The sequence below is a fragment of the Candidatus Microbacterium colombiense genome, from assembly GCA_029203165.1.
Classification (GTDB): Bacteria; Actinomycetota; Actinomycetes; order Actinomycetales; family Microbacteriaceae; genus Microbacterium; species Microbacterium colombiense.
On sequence record CP119308.1, the window covers coordinates 283,321 to 303,925 of the forward strand.

Here is a 20,605-nt window from a genome sequence, read left to right on the forward strand (position 1 = left end):
CCTCCTAGAATCACAAGGTCAGTACTCACGATCAGCCCCATCCCGGGCGTTCGAGGAAGACCTTCATGACCGCGATCACCCCCGAAACCGGCCTCCGCGCGCGCCTCCTGCGGCTCACGCGCAGGACCGCGGTCTTCGCGATCGCTCTCGGTGCCTGTGGGTTCGTCGCCCCGACGGGTGCGATCGCGGCAACCGACGCCGAAGCGGGCGATGAGAAGACCGTCGAGATCCATGTCTCCGCCGGTGCCCGCGGCACCGTATCGCCGAACGGTTCGACCACGGCCATCGTGACCGTGCAGAACGACACGGACTCCACCCTGTCGAGCGGTCGGGTGCAGGTCGAGATCAATCGCACGCCGCTCGCCGACGATGCCGCCGTCACGAGCTGGCTCGACGACGGCGAGGCAGCGGGGCAGTTCTCCTCACTCGGGTCGGAGTCGACCACGGAGGTGAATGCCGGCGAGGAGGAGACGACGACGATCTCCATCCCGAACGAGGCCCTCGGCACCATCAAGCCCGGCGTCTATCCGCTGCGCGCCGAGCTGGACGGAGCCGACACCGGCACCGCCGAGGCAGACGACCTGGTCGACCGCGATGCCTCCGCCACGAGCGTGCTCGTGGTCACGACGGGCCAGAGCGCGAAGGTCGGCGTGCTCGTGCCGATCACCGCCACCGCCACCGATGGCGCTCTGCTCACCGCTGACGAGCTCTCCGCGCTCACGGCAGAGGACGGCGCCCTCACCGCCCAGCTCGACGGCATCGTCGGCACCGCGGCGATCCTCGCGATCGATCCGGCGATCCTGGCGGCGATCCGGGTGCTGGGCACCGCGGCTCCGGCGTCGGCGACCGACTGGCTCAGCCGACTCGACGACCTCCCGAACGACCGATTCTCCCTCCAGTTCGCAGACGCGGATGCAACCGCGCAGGCGCACGCGAAGCTGCCGGCGCCCCTACAGCCGACCACGCTGTCGCCGTTCCTCGACCCCCGCAATTTCCCGTCCACCCCCGCCACCCCGACCGCGACGAACGGCCCGGCATCCGACGAGTCCCCCACGCCGGCTCCCACCGACGCTCCGGCACTTCCCGATGATGCGGAGCTCTCCGCCCTCGACGGCGCGCAGGAGGGCATCCTGTGGCCCAGCGGCGATGTCACCCAGGCCGACCTGAAGACCTTCGACACCTATCTCGACGGCCCGGCGATCACCGTCGTCCCCTCGAGCAGTGTCGGCGACGCGACCGCCGCTCACGGCACGGCCGGGGGCTCCGAACTCCTGATCACCGACGACGCGGCATCCGACGCCCTGACGCGTGCGGCGAACTCCACGAGTTCCGTCACCCGGCAGCGGTGGCTCGCGGCAGCGAGCGCACACCTCTATCTCGCGGCGACGAAGGCTCCGGGGGTGCCGCTGCTGGTCGGGCTCGACCGTGACGAGACGCGCGATGCCGATGCCCTGCGCGATGCGATCTCCACCGCCGACACGATGGGATTCGGTCTGCCCGAGCTGCGGGCCACGGCCGCGACCGCGGTGAAGCTCACCGCCGAACCCGACACCTCTCGCGCGGCCGCGGTCACGGATCTGCTCGCCGACGAGCGTGCGCTCGGCAGCTTCTCCACGATCCTCGCCGACTCGCAGGTGCTGCTGAGCCCGGAGCGCATCCGGATGCTCCGCACCCTCGCCGTGGGTGTGCGCGCCTCGTCATTCCTCGACGGGGTCACCGAGCATCGTGCCGCGACCCGCGAGACTCTCGCGGCCGTGAGCATCCCGCCGTCGAGCACCATCCAGCTCCTCACCGCCGCGGCAGACCTCCCCTTCCGGGTGCGCAACGACCTGCCCTGGCCCGTGACCGTGCGCCTGACGGTGATCCCGACCGACCTCCGCCTGGACGTCGAGCCCGTCACCGAAGCCGTGGTGCCCGCCAACTCGAGCACGCGCGTCAAGGTGCCCGTCGCCGCCCGCGTCGGCAGCGGCGAGCTCACCCTGCGACTCAGCCTGTCGAGCCCTACGGGCGTGCCCATCGGCGGCACCGACAGCGTACGCGTCGCCGTCCGCGCCGAATGGGAGACGATCGGGCTCGCCGTCTTCGGCGGACTCATCGTCGTGCTCATCGGCCTCGGCGTGTGGCGCACCGTGCGGCGCCGACGGAACGAGGCGAGTGTGCAGGAAGAGGATGCTGTGAACGACGCCCCGGACACCCTCTCGCCCGAGAAGCAGAATGAGTAGCCTCGGTCGCGCGAGCGCCATCATCGGCGCGGGCACCATGGTGTCGCGCGTCACGGGTCTGCTGCGCAGCATCGTGCTGGTCGGCGTCATCGGCTCGTACAAGTCCGGCCCCGCTGATGCCTTCACCTTCGCGAACCAGCTGCCCAACAGTGTATTCTCGCTGATCTCTGTGGGCATCCTCACGGCCGTCATCGTGCCGCAGATCGTGAAGGCGACGGCGGATGCCGACGGAGGCAACGCCTTCATCTCGAAGCTCTTCACGTTGGGCACCGTGGTCCTGGTCGCGGTCACCGGAGTCGCGACGGCCGCGGCACCCTGGTTGGTGCATCTGGCCGCGGGGAAGGCGACCCCCGAGATCATCGCGCTCGCGACGGCCCTCGCGTACTGGTGTCTCCCCCAGATCCTGCTCTACGGTCTCTACGCACTGCTGGGCGAAGCTCTCAACGCTCGACGCATCTTCGGCCCGTTCACGTGGGCTCCTGTCGTCAACAACATCGTCTCCATCATCGGCTTCCTGATCCTGGGCGCGGTGTTCGCTCCGGTATCGACGAATGCCGCGGAGTGGACGCCGGCCATGATCAACACCCTCGGTGGCACGGCGACCCTGGGCATCGCGCTCCAGGCCGTCATCCTGCTGGTGTTCTGGCGCCGAACCGGACTCGCCCTCAAGCCTGACTTCCGTTGGCGCGGCGTCGGGCTCGGCACCGTGGGGCGCCTCGCGGGGTGGACGTTCCTGATGGCGTTCGCGAGCCTCGCCGCCGGGATGCTGCAGGGATTCATCGTCAGCGAGGCGGCCGGCGCGGGAGCTTCGGCGACGGTCACGGCGAACGCCTGGCTGATCTTCATGCTGCCCTACTCCGTGATCGTGCTCTCGATCGGAACGCCCTACTTCACGCAGATCAGCGAGCACGCGGCGGCTGGACGCGATGGCGAGGTGCGTGCCGACATCTCTCGCAGCATCCGGACTCTCCTCTTCTTCATCGTCGCGGCGGTGGCTGCGGTCGCGGCGGCGGCTGTTCCCGCATCGCGGGTCTTCACCAAGGATGCCGAGGGGGTCACGGCAGCCGATGCCGCCCAGTCCGCTTCTCTGGTGCTGCTCTGCTACCTGCTGAGCCTGATCCCGCTGACCATCCTCTTCATCGTGCAGCGCACGTTCTATGCCTACGACGACACGCGCACGCCGTTCTGGTTCACGATCTTCCAGTGCGTGCTGATCGTCGCGACCACCCTGGCGGCGTGGGGTCTGCTCGAGGCCGGAGTGATCCCTCTCACCTCACTCGCCGCCGCGATCGCTCTCGGTCAATCGATCGCGACGACGGTCCAGACGCTCGTGGCCACGTGGCTGCTGCACCGCAGACTTGGCGGACTGCAGGTCACATCCTGGCTGCTGACGATCGCACGCTTCGCCGTGGCCGGCATCCCGGCCGGGTTCGCGGGATGGGGCGTCTACGTGCTCGCCGGTGCCGCAGACGGATGGATGGTCGGAGGCCAACTCCTCGGCGCCATCGGCACAGCCCTCATCGGCCTGGTCGTGGTCGTCGTCTACATCGGCATCCTCGCTCTGATGCGCGCCCCCGAACTCACGGTCGCCGGCTCCCTCGTACGGCGCTTCCTGCCCGGTCGCTGACCGGTCGCTGATCCCGCCGTTGAGGCGTCTCACAGCGCGGCGCGAGACCCTGGTGAGGGAATGCCTCGCGGCTACCATGGGTTGAAGCACTCGAAGGTCATTCGACTGCAGTTTCTAAGACGGAGAGCACATGCGTCAGGTCATCATCATCGGCTCCGGCCCCGCCGGATTCACGGCTGCCATCTACGCGGCCCGAGCGAACCTCAAGCCGCTGCTCATCGCGAGCTCGGTCGAGGTCGGCGGCGAGCTAATGAACACCACCGAGGTCGAGAACTACCCGGGGTTCCCCGAGGGTATCCAGGGCCCCGAGCTCATGGCCAAGTTCCAGGAACAGGCCGAGAAGTTCGGCACCGAGGTCGTCTATGACGACGTCATCGAGCTCCAGCTCGACGGCCCCGTCAAGAAGGTCATCCTCGGCAGCGGTGCAGAGCACGAGACCCAGTCGCTCATCTACGCGACGGGTTCGGCATATCGCAAGCTCGGCATCGAGGGCGAAGAGCGTCTTTCCGGCTACGGCGTCTCGTGGTGCGCCACGTGCGACGGTTTCTTCTTCCGTGAGAAGACGATCGCGGTCGTCGGCGGCGGCGACTCGGCAATGGAGGAGGCGACCTTCCTCACGCGTTTCGCGGAGAAGGTCTACGTCATCCACCGCAAGGACTCCCTGCGCGCCTCGAAGATCATGCAGGAGCGTGCATTCGCGAACGAGAAGATCGAGTTCGTGTGGAACAGCGAGGTCGCCGAGGTGCTCGGTGGCGATTCTGTCACCGGCGTGCAGCTGCGCTCCACGGTCGACGGCACGCTGAGCGACCTGACCCTCGACGGTGTCTTCATCGCGATCGGCAACGACCCGCGCACCCACCTGGTGCACGACAAGCTGACGCTCACGGCCGAGGGCACGATCTGGGTCGACGGCCGCTCGTCGAAGACCTCGGTCCCCGGCGTCTTCGCTGCGGGCGACGTGATCGACCCCACCTACCGCCAGGCGATCACGGCTGCCGGCTCGGGAACGGTCGCGGCTCTCGACGCGGAGCACTTCCTCGCGGATTTTGACGACGCCTCGGTCGAGTTCCCGGCAGCCGAGGCCGCCGAGATCCTCACCGCCTAGTCGGCGGGAACAGTTTCACCTCGTCTGCTGTTGTAGCAGGCGAACCTCGAATCAAGGAGAACTCTGATGAGTGCAAAGGCTACGAGCCAGGCGACCTGGGAACAGGACGTTCTGCAGGCCGACGGTCCCGTGCTGGTGGACTTCTGGGCGGAGTGGTGCGGCCCGTGTCGCATGGTCGCCCCGGTGCTGGACGAGATCCAGGCCGACAACCCCGACAAGATCACCATCCTCAAGCTGAACGTGGATGAGAATCCCGAGCTGGCGATGAAGTACCAGATCACGTCGATCCCGGCGATGAAGGTCTTCAGTGGTGGTGAGGTCAAGACGACCATCATCGGCGCCAAGCCCAAGTTCGCGCTCGAGAAGGACCTCGCCGCCTTCATCGGCTGATCTCCTGACACGCACAGGCCGTCGTCTCCTCCGGGAGGCGGCGGCCTTCGTCATTCCCCGGCATACGTCGTTTCCCCCGGCATACGTCGCGACGATTCGCCGAGACTGTGACGATTCGCCGAGGTTTTGGGGCGATTGCTCCGCGAATCGTCATCTCCTCGGCGAATCGTCGCCGGTCGCGGGGACCGAAGAGGGGAAGCGAGTCCGGAATGGATCAGGATGCGTCGGCGACCGAGGGGTCCCAGCGTCGATAGCGCTGCTTCTCGTCGAGCAGACCCCACACCGCGTTCGTCAGATCGGGGTATTCCAGCGCGATCTGCCGAAGAACCCGGTAGTGGCGGGCTTCATTCGGCCGCACGCCGTCGTTCGCGGTGATGTTGTCGGCCCGCAGAAGGTAGACCACGAGCTCGTCGACGCTGGGGAGCTCCTCCATGAACTCCCACGGATCCTCTCCCCCGAGCAGCCGCTCCTGCACGATGACCGCCAGCTCGTCGGCCGCTTCAGCGCGCAGCACTTCCAGGCTGGCGCGGCGCGGGACGGACTCGGTCATGCCTCCAGCCTACGCGCGCGAGCGACGTGGTCGGCGCTGCACGGTGACCTCGTCGCTCATCTCCTCCAGCTCTTTGCCCTTGGTCTCGGCGACCTGGAAGTACACGAAGAAGAACGACAGCAGGGCGAAGAAGGCGTAGAACCCGTAGGCGAACGGGAGGCCGATCTGCGCGAACGCGGGGAAGGTCGTCGAGATGAAGAAGTTCGCCGCCCATTGAGCCGCCGCGGCGACCGCGAGTGCGCCGGCACGGATGGAGTTGGGGAACATCTCTCCCAGCAGCACCCAGACCAACGGTCCCCACGTCGCGCCGAAGAACACGACGAAAGCATTGGCGCAGATGAGGGCCACCGTCGACCAGGGGTCGGGGAGGGTCACCGCGCCAGCCGAGTCGAGCGTGCCGAACGAGAAGGCCAGCGCCATCAATCCCAGCGAGACCGTCATGCCCACCGAGCCGACGAGCAGCATGATGCGTCGGCCGACGCGATCGACAAGCAGGATCGCGACGATCGTGACGACGATGTTTGTCACCGACGTGATCACCGTGATGGTGAGCGCTTGGGATTCGCCGAATCCGACGGACTGCCAGAGCGTCGTGGAGTAGTAGAAGATCACGTTGATGCCGACGAACTGCTGGAACACGGAGAGCAGGATGCCGACCCACACGATCGGTTTCAGCCCGAATCTATTGCCACGGAGGTCGCGCAACGACTCCCCACGTTCGGTGTTGATCGTGCCGGTGATCTCCTTGATCTTCGCGTCGACATCGACCGTTCCGGTGACAGCCGTCAGCACCTCGGATGCCTTGTCGAGTTGCCCCTTCGCGACGAGGTAGCGCGGAGACTCGGGGAGGCGCAGCGCCATGATGCCGTAGACGACCGCGGGGATCGCCTCGGCGATGAACATCCATCGCCATGCGTAGAGGCCCCACAGCGGCTCCGCAGCGCCACCTGCGACATCCGCCAGCATCGCGTCGGAGAGGAGCGCCACGAAGATGCCGGTGACGATCGCCAACTGCAGCAAGGATCCCAGGCGTCCGCGCATGTGCGCCGGCGAGACCTCCGCGATGTAGGCCGGGGCGATGACCGACGCGGCTCCCACACCGAGTCCGCCGACCACTCGCCAGATGATGAGGTCGACGACACTGAATGCCAGGCCCGACCCGATGGACGACAGCAGGAAGAGCACCGCTGCGACCACCATGATCGGGATGCGCCCGTACTTGTTGGCCAGAGGCCCCGCGAACCACGCACCGACCGCGCAGCCGATCAGGGCCGACGAGACCGCGAAGCCTTTGAGCCCGACGCCCAGATCGAATCCGGATGCCGATCCGGCGAGAGCATCGACGGCGCCGTTGATCACGGCGGTGTCGAAACCGAAGAGGAAGCCGCCGAGCGCAGCAGCGATGCTGATCGCGATCACGCGGCCCCTCAGAGCGGAACCCGATGGTGTGGCCGACATGATGTCCTCCCCGACGTCGTGTAGACGCGAGTCTAGGCCTGTCGACGCCCGATCGGGGCGGGATCAGCTCTTGCCGTAGCCCTCTTCGCCGATCTCGTCGAGGATTCGGTTCAGATCCTGGATCGACGCGAAATCAATTGTGACCTGACCTTTTCGTGCACCGAGAGCGATCTTGACGCGAGTGTTGAGTCGGTCGCCGAGCTTTCCTGCAACCTCGTCGAGGTAGGCGCGTCGTGCTCCCGGTGTCGGTTTCGACGTCGTGCCGGCCGATGCCGGAAGATTCTTCGCGGCCTCTTCCGTGGCACGCACGGACAGGTCTTCGTTGACGACCTTGTCGGCAAGGCGCTGCATGGCCTCGGGAGACTCCAGGCTGAGGATCGCACGGGCATGACCCGCCGTGAGCACTCCCGCTGCCACGCGCTGCTGCACCGGCACGGGGAGCTTCAGCAGACGGATCGTGTTGCTGATCTGCGGACGCGAGCGGCCGATGCGGGTCGCGAGCTGCTCCTGGGTGATTCCGAAGTCCTCGAGCAGCTGCTGATAGGCCGACGCCTCTTCGAGCGGGTTCAGCTCGGAGCGGTGCAGGTTCTCCAGGAGGGCGTCACGCAGGAGATCCTCGTCCGCGGTGTCGCGGACGATGGCGGGAATCGACTCGAGGCCGGCCTCACGAGCAGCGCGTGTGCGCCGCTCCCCCATGATGAGCTCGTACTCGCCGTCGGCGTTCTTGCGCACGACGACAGGCTGCAGCACGCCGAACTCGCGAACACTGTGCACCAGCTCGGCAAGGTCTTCGGCGTTGAAGTGCGTACGCGGCTGACGAGGATTGGGGACGATCTTCTGCGGGTCAACCTGCACGAGGTGGATGCCGGGAACCTCCGCGAGATCGGACTCGACGACCGGTGCCGTGGTCTCCGGGCTCGGACGAAGACTCGCACCCGGGAAGAACACGTCGACGGGCCGCTCCGACTGATCGGTGGTGGGGATGAGAGCGCCGATGCCTCGACCCAGTCCAGTGCGCTTCGCCATCATTTCTCCTTGCTCTGCGTCGCTGTGCGCGACGCGATCTCGACGGCGGCTTCGCGATAGGCGATGGCACCGGCCGATTGCCCATCGTAGGCGATCACGGTCTGTCCGAAACTCGGTGCCTCCGACACCCGCACCGAGCGCGGGATGACGGTCTGGAGCACCTGGGTCGGGAAGTGGGTGCGAACCTCGTCTGCGACCTGCTGCGCGAGGCGTGTGCGGCCGTCGAACATCGTGAGCAGGATCGTCGAGAGGTGAAGCGAGGGGTTCAGATGCTTCTGGATCATCTGAATACTGCCGAGTAGCTGGCTCAGACCCTCCAGCGCGTAGTACTCGCACTGAATGGGGATGAACACCTCTGACGCAGCGGTGAACGCATTGATCGTGAGGAGACCGAGGGACGGCGGGCAGTCGATGATCACGAAATCCATCGGGCTGTCGACGAGGTAGTCCTCCAGCGCCCGACGCAGGCGGTGCTCGCGGGCGACCTGCGCGACCAGCTCGATCTCGGCACCAGCGAGATGGATCGTGCTCGGAGCGCAGAACAGGTTCGAGTCTTCGGGACTCTGCTGCACGATGTCAGCGAGGGGGAACTCCTCGATCAGGACGTCGTAAACGCTGGGAACGTCGGCACTGTGCGGCACGCCCAGTGCGGTGGAGGCGTTGCCCTGTGGGTCGAGATCGATGACCAGGACCTTCGCGCCGAGCCCCGCGAGGGCTGACGCGATGTTGACAGCGGTCGTCGTCTTGCCGACGCCACCCTTCTGGTTCGACACTGTGAGTACGCGTGTGTCCCCCGAGAACTCCACCTGGGTGGATTCGAGTGCACGCCGACGGGCGGAGAGGTCTGCGAGTTCCCGCGCGAGCGGTGTATCCATACCGAACGATTCGTTCGAGGATGCCTTTTCGGACTGTTTCACGTGAAACATCCACTCCTTTCGGGGCCGCATTCCACTCTAATCGCTGGCAGGGACGTTCCCCTCCGATATGCCCACCCCAGCACCACAGATGCCCAGATATTCACGCACCACACAACGTTTCACGTGAAACATCCCGCCGCAGTGCGCCGCAGAGCCAAGGCGATATCCCCCAGCGTCATGGCGCACTCCCCTATGCATGGAACCCCAGGACAAGCACTCCACTCGGCAGCCCCCCAGCGCAAGACAAGCAAGCAATGTTCCACGTGAACATCCACCCCAGATGGAGACGACACCAGGGTGGAGTGGTGTTGCCGGAGTGAGCATCAGGAGGGACCCCCGCTTGCGGGGAGGGCGCCCATTCTGGGAGCGAAGGCAACACCTCTCGACCCGGCAGCCAAGGTCACAATAAGCGACACGAGTGTTCCACGTGAAACATCCACCCCAGAGCAGCACAGTCGAATGGAACGATATCCCCCGACATCTGCGACGAGCTCCCCGCCCTGCGAACCTCATGGAGACGACACCAGGGTGGAGTGGTGTTCCCGGAGTGAGCATCGGGAGGGGCCCCCGCGTGCGGGGAGGGCGCCCGTTCTGCGAGCGAAGGGAACTCCACTCCACCCGGCAGCACAAGCAACCAACACGAGATCGATGTTCCACGTGAAACATCAGCCGCGGCGCCGGGTCAAAGCAAGTAGCCAGCCACACAACAACCACTCCCAACCGACGAACCTCCGGCGGAACGACACCAGGGTGGAGCGGAGTTCCGGGAGTGAGCATCGGGAGGGGCCCCCGCGTGCGGGGAGGGTGCCCGTTCTGCGAATGAAGGGAACACCGCTCCACCCGGCAGCGAAAGGCGACAAGAGGCGAGATCGATGTTCCACGTGAAACATCAACCCCGGAAACTAGCGAACGACCGCCCGCAAAACCCGCGTCGTCTCCGTGAGGACGCCTTCGCCCAGTACCTCGACGCGCACGTTCGACAGTCGGAACTTCGTGATCTGCTTCTGCGCGGCATCGATCTCGTTCGACACATTCATGCCTTTGAGCAGGGTCAGCTCTCCACCGTCACGCACGAGAGGCGCGGTGAGAGGGATCAACGTACGGAGCGCACTGACGGCGCGGGCCGTGACGACATCGAATCCTTCGGGCGGACGCACATCCTCAGCGCGGGCGCGATACACGACGACGTTGTCGAGCCCGAGCGCGTTCACCTGTTCCGTGAGCCAGGTGACGCGTCGCTCCATGGGCTCGATCAGCGTCCAATGAACGTCGGGACGCGCGATCGCGAGCACCAGTCCAGGCAGCCCCGCCCCGGAACCGATGTCGGCAACGGATCCATGGAAGAGCGGAGCGGCGATGGCGCTGTTGAGGATGTGTCGGGTCCAGAGCCGAGGCAGTTCGAGCGGGCCGATCAGCCCACGCTCCTCGCCCTGTGCAGCAAGTGCCGCCGTGAACGCCCGCGCGACGTCGATGCGACCGCCGAAGAGGTCGCTCGCCGCAGCCGGCTCGGTTTCGAGATCGCTCACGAAAGCACTCCCGCGAGATGTTTCACGTGAAACATCAACGACGGCGGAGCACCGTGTGGCGGTCGGCACCCTCGCCGTACGACTCGGAAACGAGGCCGCGGTCTGATGCGATGTCATGCACCAGCTTGCGCTCGTAGCTGGACATCGCGGGCAGGGAGGCCTGCGACGATCCTTCGTCGAGCTTCGCAGCAGCGGCCTCCACCAACGTCTCGAGCTGGCGGCGACGCGTGTCGCGTGATCCACCGATGTCGAGGATCAGACGCGAGAAGGAACCGGTCTTGTTCTGCACGGCCAGACGCGTCAGTTCCTGAAGCGCCTGCACGGTGTCGGGTGCGGAGAGCAGCGCCAGGCCGCCATCCTCCGCTTCGACCGACACGTACGCACGACCTTGACGAACGTCGAGGTTCAGGTCGCCATCGATGTCAGCGATGTCGAGGAGCTCCTCGAGGTAATCCGCTGCGACGTCGCCTTCGTTCTCGAGCTGCGCCACAGTGGGCTCGACGCTCTCCGTCACGATCTCGGTCATGAGGCGCTCCCCTTCTTCTTCGCACGCTTCTTACCCACGGGCTGCTGACGCTTGGGGGCCTCAGCCTTGGCCTTCTCGACCTCTTCCAGCTTGCGCTGCTGCTCGGCTTCATAGACGGCCATCGGAACGACCTTGCCCGAGGCATCGAGCGCCTTACCCTTACGTGCCAGGCGCTCTTCGCGTGCCTTGGCCGCCTCGGATCCGGGCGTCGGCATCTCGCGGATGACGAGGAACTGCTGGCCCATCGTCCACAGGTTCGAGATGAACCAGTACACGACGACACCGAGCGGGAAGAAGACACCCGAGAAGATGAAGCCCAGCGGCAGCACGTAGAGCATGATCTTCTGCATCTGGTACGCCTGGCCGGTCTTGGCCTCGGGCGACAGGTTCTTCGAGATGATCTGCAGCTGGGTGAAGAACTGCGAACCGATCATGAGCACGACCAGCGTGACCAGGATGATGATCGCAGTGGTGTTGTTGGCGTCGACTGCGTTGCCCAGCGTCTCGTGCAGCGAAGCCACTCCGAAGAGCTTGGCGTCGTAGAACTGCTCGGTGAGCTCGGCGTTGAGGAGTCCGACGCCACCGATTCCCGCGGCATGGTGCTTGGTGACGTCACTCAGAACGCTGAACAGCGAGAAGAAGACAGGCATCTGCACGAGCAGCGGAAGACAGCTCGACATCGGCGTCGTGCCGTGCTTCTTGTACAGCGCCATGGTCTCGCGGCTCATGGCCTCGCGAGAGAGCTGATCCTTCTTGCCCTTGTACTTCTCCTGAACTTTTCGCAGTTCAGGAGCGATTTCCATCATCTTTCGCTGGCTCTTGATCTGCTTCACGAAGAGCGGGATCAGCGCAGCACGCACCACGATGACCAGGCCGACGATCGACAGGACCCAGGTGAGTCCGGAGGCGGCGGGGAGTCCGACCGCAGTGAGAAGCCAGTGCCAGGCGACGAGGACGAGCTCGACCAACCACTTCAGCGGCCAGAGGATCGTTCCGATCAGATCGAAACCTCCGGAAGAGGGCGCCGGCGACGGAGTCGCGCTGGCGAGCAGGAGATCGAGACCCACTGATCAGTCCTTTCGGGCAGGGACGACGAAACCGCGAGCAGTCAGGTCGTAACGGAAGTGCTTGTGCGGTGTGACGTCGTCGACGCCTCCGCGAGTCCAGGGATTGCAACGAAGGATGCGCCATGCCGAGACCAGGGTTCCCCGCACGGCGCCGTGCTGTTGCACTGCCCCTACAGCGTAGGCGGAACAGCTGGGATAGTACGCACAGACATCTCCGTACATCGGGGAGATCACCGCCCGATACCCCGTCAGGAATCCCAGCACGAGATTCCGGGGGATCAGCGGGATGCTGCGCAGCACGCCGGTGCCACGCAGCTGGGCGTCTCCGATCGAGGATGCCGGGAGCGCGGTCATCGTGACTCCGCGAGGGAGGACGACCGCAACCTGCCGAGGCACCGATTCACATCGGCGCTCAATTCGGCGTACGTCGCGGCAGCAGACGCAGGAAGGGCACGGATGACGACATCCGTGCCCTCAGGGACGCTCGACAGCGCTTCCGCGCAGACGGCCTTGAGCCGACGACGTACGGAGTTGCGCACGACGGCGTTCCCCACCTGCTTGCTGATGATGAAGCCGAACCTGACGGTTCCGCTCTCGCCCGTCGACAACATCGACGTGACGACGCGCGCCCCACCGCAACGGGAACCACGACGAACGACCAGACGATAGTCGCTCCCGCGGGTCAACCGAAACGGCCGGGCGAGCACAGCGGACTACGCGGAGAGCTCGGTGCGGCCCTTCGCGCGACGAGCGGCGAGGATGCCGCGGCCGGCGCGGGTGCGCATACGGGCGCGGAAGCCGTGCTTCTTGGCGCGACGACGGTTGTTGGGCTGGAAGGTGCGCTTGCTCATGGAATCACTCCGGGAATGCTGCCACCGGATTCACTGCGACCGGAGACATGGGGAACTGCCAAAAAAATGGCATAAGTCAACCAAGTAAGGGTACGTCTTGGCGGCGCGCAGAGCAAATCTGCGCGCTGGGGAGCGTCCGTCCATCGGGAACCGCACAGCCATTATCCACAACCCACGACCACACTCGCGGTACAACACGCTCGCGTGTTTTCAAGGGCAGGTTGCCGTTCACGGCCGGGATGACTACCGTGGCAGAGCAAGTTATCCACAGGGGACCGCGGCATCGGGGAACCCTCATCGAGACCCCGCCCGGAGCGTCATGTCCACACCAGCCCAGCCCGATGTTCCGATCTGGACCACGGTGCAGGAGCTGCTCGAGGCGGACGACCGAGTCACCCCTCAGCTGCAGGGCTTCCTGAGCCTGGCGGTTCCGGCCGGCGTGATGGCGGCGACCCTCTACCTCGACGTGCCGAACGATCTGACCGCGGCGCAGATCAACAAGCGCCTGCGGCTGCCGATCATGGAGGCACTGACGCACATCGGCGACGAGGTCACCGCGTTCCGCGTGGTCGTGAACCATGAACTGGCCGAACAGCCGACCGCCCCCATCGCCGTGAGCGACTTCGGTCGACAGGACGGCGACTTCGCCCGGCAGGATCATTCCCGTCAGGAGCACATGCGCGTCGACTCCCCCATGGAGCAGCCGACGCCGATGCGCCATGAGTCACGGCTGAACCCCAAGTACACCTTCGACAACTTCGTGATCGGCCAGTCCAACCGTTTCGCCCACGCGGCAGCGGTCGCGGTGGCCGAGGCGCCGGCGAAGGCGTACAACCCGCTGTTCATCTACGGCGACTCCGGCCTGGGCAAGACACACCTCCTCCACGCGATCGGCGACTACGCGCAGTCCCTCTATCCGGGTGTCAAGGTGCGGTACGTGTCGAGCGAGGAGTTCACGAACGACTTCATCAACTCGATCGCCAACAACCGCGGAGCCGCATTCCAGGCGCGGTACCGCGAGGTCGACATCCTCCTCATCGACGACATCCAGTTCCTCCAGGGTCGCGCCGAGACGCAGGAGGCGTTCTTCCACACCTTCAACACGCTCCACGATCACAACAAGCAGGTGGTGATCACCAGCGATGTCGCGCCCAAGCATCTGACGGGGTTCGAGGATCGGATGCGCAGCCGGTTCGAGTGGGGCCTGATCACCGATGTCCAGGCACCCGACCTGGAGACGCGTATCGCGATCCTCCGCAAGAAGGCGCAGAGCGAGGCGCTCCACATCCCGGACGAGGTCCTCGAATACATCGCGACCGTGGTGTCGTCGAACATCCGCGAGCTGGAGGGTGCACTCATCCGCGTCTCCGCTTTCGCGAGCCTGAACCGGTCGGCGCTCGACATCTCTCTCGCGCAGACCGTGCTCCGCGACATCATCGACACGGCTGAGGACAACATCATCTCGCCGACCGACATCATCACGGCGACCGCGCAGTACTTCAAGCTCACGGTCGACGACCTGTACGGATCGAGCAGGTCTCAGCAGATCGCGACGTCCCGTCAGATCGCGATGTACCTGTGCCGCGAGCGGACGAGCCTGTCGCTGCCGAAGATCGGACAGCTCTTCGGCAACCGCGACCACACCACCGTGATGTACGCCTACAAGAAGATCAGCGAGCTCATGAAGGAGCGTCGGTCGATCTACAACCAGGTCACCGAGATCACCACGCAGCTCGGCAGACGCTGACGCGCAACGCCTGCATCCGAGGGGGGCACGGCATCCGAAAGGGTGCTGTGTCCCCCTTTCGGCCTACTTGACACGAAAATCCGGCTCCGATAAATGCTTCTATGCACATGTGGATAACTTGTGGATGATCCGCCTGCAAAGAGGGACGAATGTGGGCTGATCGACCGAACCTGTGGATAACTACAGGGAGACGACCGGGGGCCCCGAGTCTCCCCATCCGCGTATTCCTCAGGGATTCCACAACTGACAAGCGTGTAGTTCCCTACTCGCGCTTGATATCCACCGAGTTATCCACAGTATCCACAGCTGTTAACACCGTTAAGGAGTTAACCCGAAGAGACCGCGATCCGATCACCAGAACAGACGAACGGCGAGATCCGAATCCCAAAACCCGTGGGCGTAGGGATCAGCGGGGCTGTGGGGCTAGCATGGGAAGCCCTGCACAGGGACAGACGACAGATCGTCGCAGAACGAAGACAAGGGAGCACCCGTGAGGTTTCAGGTCAACCGCGATGTCTTCAGCGAGGCAGTGTCGTTCGTTGTCAAGCTGCTTCCCCAGCGGAACCCGCAGCCGATCCTGGCCGGTGTGCTGATCGAAGCCGACGGATCAGGCCTCACGCTCTCCGCATTCGACTACGAGGCCTCTGCACGGACGACCATCGAGGCGACCGTCGAGACCCCGGGCACGATCCTGGTTCACGGTCGCCTGCTGTCCGACATCGCCAGCCGACTCCCGAACGCTCCCATCGAGATCGCCGTCGAGGATGACGGTGGCATCACCGTGACGTGCGGCTCCGCTCGCTTCACCCTCGCCGCCATGCCCGTCGAGGAATACCCGTCGATCCCCGAGGTCTCCGGCTCATCCGGCGTCGTTCCGGCTGACGATTTCGGAACCGCCATCTCCCAGGTCGGCTTCGCCGCCTCCCGAGACGACGTCACCCCGGTGCTCACGGGTGTGCAGCTCGAAGTCTCGGGACACAATCTCAGCCTGGTCGCCACCGACCGCTACCGCGTCTCGCTCCGCGACGTTCCGTGGGATGGGGAGGCCGTCGAGGCGACAGCCCTCGTGCCGGCACGTACCCTGCTCGAGGTCGGAAAGACCTTCGGTCACGCGGGCACGATCCAGATCTCGTTCTCCGGTGCGGGCGATCGCGAGATCATCGCGTTCACCTCGGGCAACAAGACGGTGACATCCCTCCTGATCAAGGGCAATTTCCCGCCCGTGCGTCGACTGTTCCCCGAGCAGACCGATCACTACGCCGTCGTGAACACGGCCGACCTGGTCGAGGCCGTGCGACGCGTCGCTCTGGTGCTCGATCGCGCCGCCCCGCTGCGCTTCACCTTCTCGAGCGACGGCGTCACGATGGACGCATCGGGCAGCGAACACGCCCGCGCCTCCGAGTCGGTGGATGCGATCCTCAACGGCGGCGAAGAGGTCACGCTCGGCCTCAACCCGCAGTATCTGATCGAGGCACTCGGCGCGGTGAAGAGCGAGTTCGTGCGGGTGACGTTCACCTCGAGCGACAACGCGAACAAGCTGAGCCCCGTGCTGATCACGAGCCAGACCTCGGTCGACCAGGCCGGGCTCGACTCGTTCAAGTACCTGCTCCAGCCCAACCTCCTCCTGCGCTGATTCTCGTCCGCTCCTCCCCGGAACCGGACTGTCAGAGGCCGAAGGTAGGCTGACTCCGTGATTGTGGAGCACCTGAGTCTGGTCGATTTCCGCAACTACGCGACCGCGGAACTCGCACTGCACCCCGGTCCGAACGTGCTCGTCGGCCTCAACGGACAGGGCAAGACGAATCTGGCCGAAGCGGTCGTCTTCCTCGCCACACTCGGGTCGCACCGCGTGTCGTCCGATGCGCCGATGGTGCGCGATGGGCAGGAGTACGCCATCATCCGCGCCCGCCTCTCGCACGGTGAACGCAAGGTCCTGGCCGAGGTGCAGCTGAATCGGCAGGGCTCGAACAAGGCGCGCATCAACGGCTCCCCGTCGAAGACCAACGAACTTCCCCGATATGCGCACGTCGTCCTTTTCGCTCCGGAAGATCTTCAGATCGTGCGTGGCGATCCCTCGTCACGACGACGCTTCGTCGATCAGCTGCTGATCCAGCGCACGCCGCGTCTGGCGGCCGTCCTCGGCGACTACGACCGGGTGCTCAAGCAGCGCAATGCGCTGCTGAAGTCGGCACGAGCCCGCGGAATCAAGGGCGAAGGGCTCAGCACACTCGATGTGTGGGACGACAAGCTCGTCGCCCTCGGTTCCGAGATCATCGCCGCCCGCCAGCGGTTGGCGGCCGATCTGCAGCAGCCGGTCGCCGATGCCTACGAGGCGATCGCCGGTGCCGACCACCAGCCGCGGCTCGAGTGGGCCCTGTCCGTGCGCGGCGCCGACCCGGAGGACGACGCGGACAGAAGCGAGGGCGATGTGGATCCCGCTGCGGTCTCCACCGGTGACATCAGCGAGATGTTCCGTGCATCGTTGCTCGCGAAACGTTCGAACGAGCTCGAGCGCGGGCTGACCCTCACCGGTCCCCACCGTGACGACCTGATTCTCCGCGTGCGCTCACTTCCGGTGAAGGGCTACGCCTCGCACGGCGAATCCTGGTCGATCGCCCTCGCGCTGCGGCTCGCATCGGCGGAACTGCTGCGCAGTGAATCCCCCGCGGGCGACCCGGTGCTGATCCTCGACGACGTGTTCGCCGAGTTGGATGCCGATCGCCGCCAGCGACTCGCCACTCTCACCGCCGGCTACGAGCAGGTGGTGGTCACTGCGGCCGTGGAGGAGGATATTCCTGACGTGCTCCACGCTCACGTGGTGCGGATCACCGCGGGAACCATCAGCGACGAACGGGAGGAGGCGACACATGGCTGACATCTCCACCGATCCTGCTCCCGCGGTATCCGATGCTCCCGAGACGGTTGCGACCTATCTCCGGCTCCGTGGCCTCAAGCCGAGTTCCAACTCCTGGAAGCGCAAACGTCGCCTCGTCACCGACGACGACAACGCCCCGTTCACACCGGGTCGCGATCCGGGCTCCCTCGGGGATGTGCTCGACAAGCTGACGCGCGACTCCGGTTGGCAGACCACACTCGCCCGCGAAGACCTCGTACGACAGTGGGCCGATCTCGCCGGGGCCGACACCGCGAAGCATTCGGAGCCCGTCTCGCTGGAGCGCGGCCTCCTCACGGTGAAGTGCGATTCGACGGCGTGGGCGAAGAACCTCCAGTACATGCGCGCGACCATCGTCACGGAGATCGGGCGGCGCTACCCGGATGCCGGTGTGGAGAACCTCCGCTTCATCGGACCGGACGTTCCCTCCTGGAAATGGGGCCCCAGAGCCGTTCCAGGGCGGGGCCCGCGCGATACCTACGGGTAGGACACCATCGGCAGGGTCCGAACGTCTCAGAGGGCCACACGCGGCCGTTGAGCGGCATTTCACGACAAAACCCGGCTAGAATGGGAGTTCGTGATATCGATGTGGAGAATGCCCTCTGATGACGCCTGAATCCCCTGCTGACGAGACGGAATCGAACACCGGGGGAACCCCCGCCGCTCCGGCGGATGCAGTGACCGGAGAGGCGTCGGCCGCACCCAAGGCACAGCAGCCCGGTGAGTACGGCGCCGACTCCATCCAGATCCTCGAAGGTCTCGAAGCGGTGCGCAAGCGCCCCGGTATGTACATCGGATCGACCGGTCCGCGCGGACTGCATCACCTCGTCTACGAGATCGTCGACAACTCCGTCGACGAGGCTCTGGCCGGTTACGCCGACACGATCCTGGTCACGCTCCTGCACGACGGCGGTGTGCGTGTGGTCGACAACGGCCGCGGCATCCCCGTCGACCCGCACTCCTCCGACCCGAACAAGTCGACGGTCGAGGTCGTGCTGACGATTCTGCACGCGGGCGGAAAGTTCGGCGGCGGAGCGTACGCGGTGTCCGGCGGCCTGCACGGTGTGGGTTCCTCCGTGGTCAACGCACTCTCGACGCGTTTCGACGTGGCGGTGAAGCAGAAGGGTCACGTCTGGCGCCACAGCTTCGCCGACGGCGGCACTCCGCAGCAGAAGCTCGAGAAGGGTGAGGAGACCGACGAGACCGGAACCACGATCTCGTTCTGGCCGGATGCCTCGATCTTCACCGAGACGATCGATTTCGAATACGACACCCTGCGCACCCGCTTCCAGCAGATGGCGTTCCTCAACAAGGGCTTGCGTATCGAGCTGAACGACGAGCGTGCATCGTCGACGTACGAGGTCGAGGTCGACGGCGAGACCGTCGCGAAGCAGCCGGGGGACGTGTTCCTCTACGAGCGCGGACTGGTCGACTATGTCGAGTACCTGAACAAGGTGCGTCACGCCGAGGTCGTCAACGAGGAGATCATCGCGTTCGAGTCGGAGGACACCGAGCGCAAGATCTCCCTCGAGGTCGCGATGCAGTGGACCACCTCGTACACCGAGAACGTGTTCACCTACGCGAACACGATCAACACCCACGAGGGTGGAACGCACGAGGAAGGTTTCCGCGCGGCCCTGACGACGCTCGTCAACAAGTACGCGCGCGCCAACAACCTGCTCAAGGAGAAGGACGACAACCTCTCCGGCGACGACGTGCGCGAGGGTCTGACCGCCGTCATCTCGATCAAGCTCGGTGAGCCGCAGTTCGAGGGCCAGACGAAGACGAAGCTCGGCAACACCGAGGCGAAGGCCTTCGTGCAGAAGGTCGTCGGGGATCAGCTCGGCGACTGGTTCGGACGCAACCCGGCGCAGGCCAAGAACGTCATCCGCAAGTCGATCGATGCGGCGACCGCGCGCATGGCGGCACGGAAGGCCCGCGAGACGGCGCGCCGCAAGAGCGTGTTCGAGTCGGCGGCCATGCCCGACAAGCTCAAGGACTGCACCAGCAAGGACCCGTCGATCAGCGAGATCTTCCTCGTGGAGGGTGACTCGGCCGGCGGTTCCGCCGTGCAGGGTCGCGACCCCCACACGCAGGCGATCCTCGCGCTGCGTGGCAAGATCCTCAACGTCGAGCGTGCGCGTCTGGACAAGGCACTGGGCAACAAGGAGGTCCAGGCGATGATCCAGGCCTTCGGCACGGGCATCGGCGAAGAGTTCGACATCGAGAAGGCGCGCTATCACAAGATCGTGCTCATGGCTGATGCCGACGTCGATGGCCAGCACATCACGACGCTGCTGCTGACGCTGCTGTTCCGCTACATGCGCGGACTCATCGAGGCCGGCTTCGTCTACCTCGCCATGCCGCCGCTGTACCGACTCAAGTGGTCGAACTCCGCGCACGAGTACGTGTTCAGCGACAACGAGCGGGACGCGCTGCTGAAGCACGGTCTCGAGAACGGCAAGCGGATCCCGAAGGATGCCGGCATCCAGCGCTACAAGGGTCTCGGTGAGATGAACCCGAAGGAGCTGTGGGAGACGACGATGGATCACTCCACCCGCACCCTTCAGCAGATCACCATCGAGGATGCCGCCGCCGCCGACGAGATCTTCAGTGTGCTGATGGGCGAGGACGTCGAGTCCCGTCGAAGCTTCATCCAGCGCAACGCCAAGGACGTCCGCTTCCTCGATATCTGATTCC

19 protein-coding genes are annotated in these 20,605 nt (G+C 65.4%); 9 read left to right on the forward strand and 10 right to left on the reverse strand.

All coding sequences use genetic code 11. The annotated features are described in order from the left end of the window. Positions 1 to 65: 65 nt before the first annotated feature. From P0Y60_01525 to trxA, 4 genes are all read left to right on the forward strand, one after another. Positions 66 to 2,222 carry a DUF6049 family protein gene (locus tag P0Y60_01525; GenBank protein ID WEK61470.1) on the forward strand — a complete coding sequence of 719 codons (2,157 nt, stop codon included), beginning with the start codon at positions 66 to 68 and terminating at the stop codon, positions 2,220 to 2,222. Next, on the forward strand, positions 2,215 to 3,849 hold the full coding sequence (murJ, locus tag P0Y60_01530) for a murein biosynthesis integral membrane protein MurJ (protein WEK61471.1): 1,635 nt from the start codon (positions 2,215 to 2,217) through the stop codon (positions 3,847 to 3,849). The genes P0Y60_01525 and murJ overlap by 8 nt, the downstream gene beginning before the upstream one ends. A 130-nt stretch (positions 3,850 to 3,979) precedes the next feature. After that, positions 3,980 to 4,954 (forward strand): thioredoxin-disulfide reductase, encoded by a 975-nt coding sequence (gene trxB / locus P0Y60_01535; GenBank protein WEK61472.1) that lies wholly within the window; start codon positions 3,980 to 3,982, stop codon positions 4,952 to 4,954. Between the two features lie 66 nt (positions 4,955 to 5,020). Beyond that, positions 5,021 to 5,344: a thioredoxin gene (gene trxA, locus P0Y60_01540; GenBank protein WEK61473.1), complete on the forward strand. Its 324-nt coding sequence runs from the start codon at positions 5,021 to 5,023 to the stop codon at positions 5,342 to 5,344. Between the two features lie 214 nt (positions 5,345 to 5,558). Here the strand turns inward: trxA and P0Y60_01545 are convergent, their stop codons facing one another. The 10 genes from P0Y60_01545 to rpmH all read right to left on the reverse strand — a co-directional run bounded on the left by P0Y60_01545 (position 5,559) and on the right by rpmH (position 13,265). After that, positions 5,559 to 5,894, reverse strand: coding sequence for a tryptophan synthase subunit alpha (locus P0Y60_01545; GenBank protein WEK61474.1), 336 nt, complete (start codon positions 5,892 to 5,894; stop codon positions 5,559 to 5,561). Positions 5,895 to 5,903: 9 nt separating this feature from the next. Beyond that, positions 5,904 to 7,352, reverse strand: coding sequence for a sugar porter family MFS transporter (locus tag P0Y60_01550; GenBank protein WEK61475.1), 1,449 nt, complete (start codon positions 7,350 to 7,352; stop codon positions 5,904 to 5,906). A gap of 63 nt (positions 7,353 to 7,415) precedes the next feature. Then, positions 7,416 to 8,378 (reverse strand): ParB/RepB/Spo0J family partition protein, encoded by a 963-nt coding sequence (locus tag P0Y60_01555; protein ID WEK61476.1) that lies wholly within the window; start codon positions 8,376 to 8,378, stop codon positions 7,416 to 7,418. Continuing rightward, the gene (locus tag P0Y60_01560) at positions 8,378 to 9,304 is read right to left on the reverse strand and encodes a ParA family protein (protein ID WEK61477.1); all 927 of its coding nucleotides are present in this window, start codon (positions 9,302 to 9,304) and stop codon (positions 8,378 to 8,380) included. The genes P0Y60_01555 and P0Y60_01560 overlap by 1 nt, the downstream gene beginning before the upstream one ends. Before the next feature lie 893 nt (positions 9,305 to 10,197). Beyond that, positions 10,198 to 10,821, reverse strand: a complete 624-nt coding sequence (rsmG, locus tag P0Y60_01565) for a 16S rRNA (guanine(527)-N(7))-methyltransferase RsmG (GenBank protein WEK61478.1) — start codon at positions 10,819 to 10,821, stop codon at positions 10,198 to 10,200. A 34-nt stretch (positions 10,822 to 10,855) separates the two neighbouring features. Then, a complete protein-coding gene (locus P0Y60_01570; protein WEK61479.1) occupies positions 10,856 to 11,347 on the reverse strand; it encodes a DNA-binding protein in 492 nt (163 codons plus the stop codon). Continuing rightward, positions 11,344 to 12,414, reverse strand: coding sequence for a membrane protein insertase YidC (gene yidC, locus P0Y60_01575; protein ID WEK61480.1), 1,071 nt, complete (start codon positions 12,412 to 12,414; stop codon positions 11,344 to 11,346). The genes P0Y60_01570 and yidC overlap by 4 nt, the downstream gene beginning before the upstream one ends. 3 nt (positions 12,415 to 12,417) lie before the next feature. Next, positions 12,418 to 12,768, reverse strand: a complete 351-nt coding sequence (gene yidD, locus P0Y60_01580; protein ID WEK61481.1) for a membrane protein insertion efficiency factor YidD — start codon at positions 12,766 to 12,768, stop codon at positions 12,418 to 12,420. Further along, the gene (gene rnpA / locus P0Y60_01585) at positions 12,765 to 13,121 is read right to left on the reverse strand and encodes a ribonuclease P protein component (protein WEK61482.1); all 357 of its coding nucleotides are present in this window, start codon (positions 13,119 to 13,121) and stop codon (positions 12,765 to 12,767) included. The genes yidD and rnpA overlap by 4 nt, the downstream gene beginning before the upstream one ends. Positions 13,122 to 13,127: 6 nt before the next feature. Then, positions 13,128 to 13,265 (reverse strand): 50S ribosomal protein L34, encoded by a 138-nt coding sequence (rpmH, locus tag P0Y60_01590; GenBank protein WEK61483.1) that lies wholly within the window; start codon positions 13,263 to 13,265, stop codon positions 13,128 to 13,130. A gap of 319 nt (positions 13,266 to 13,584) precedes the next feature. On the opposite strand from rpmH, the gene dnaA reads away from it, so the two are divergent. From dnaA to gyrB, 5 genes are all read left to right on the forward strand, one after another. Further along, on the forward strand, positions 13,585 to 15,012 hold the full coding sequence (gene dnaA, locus P0Y60_01595) for a chromosomal replication initiator protein DnaA (protein ID WEK61484.1): 1,428 nt from the start codon (positions 13,585 to 13,587) through the stop codon (positions 15,010 to 15,012). Between the two features lie 490 nt (positions 15,013 to 15,502). Continuing rightward, positions 15,503 to 16,645: a DNA polymerase III subunit beta gene (gene dnaN, locus P0Y60_01600; protein WEK61485.1), complete on the forward strand. Its 1,143-nt coding sequence runs from the start codon at positions 15,503 to 15,505 to the stop codon at positions 16,643 to 16,645. A gap of 57 nt (positions 16,646 to 16,702) precedes the next feature. Further along, complete coding sequence (gene recF / locus P0Y60_01605) at positions 16,703 to 17,887, forward strand: DNA replication/repair protein RecF (protein WEK61486.1); 1,185 nt, start codon at positions 16,703 to 16,705, stop codon at positions 17,885 to 17,887. Continuing rightward, a complete protein-coding gene (locus tag P0Y60_01610; GenBank protein ID WEK61487.1) occupies positions 17,880 to 18,392 on the forward strand; it encodes a DciA family protein in 513 nt (170 codons plus the stop codon). The genes recF and P0Y60_01610 overlap by 8 nt, the downstream gene beginning before the upstream one ends. A 118-nt stretch (positions 18,393 to 18,510) precedes the next feature. Then, a complete protein-coding gene (gene gyrB / locus P0Y60_01615; GenBank protein ID WEK61488.1) occupies positions 18,511 to 20,601 on the forward strand; it encodes a DNA topoisomerase (ATP-hydrolyzing) subunit B in 2,091 nt (696 codons plus the stop codon). Positions 20,602 to 20,605 lie beyond the last annotated feature (4 nt).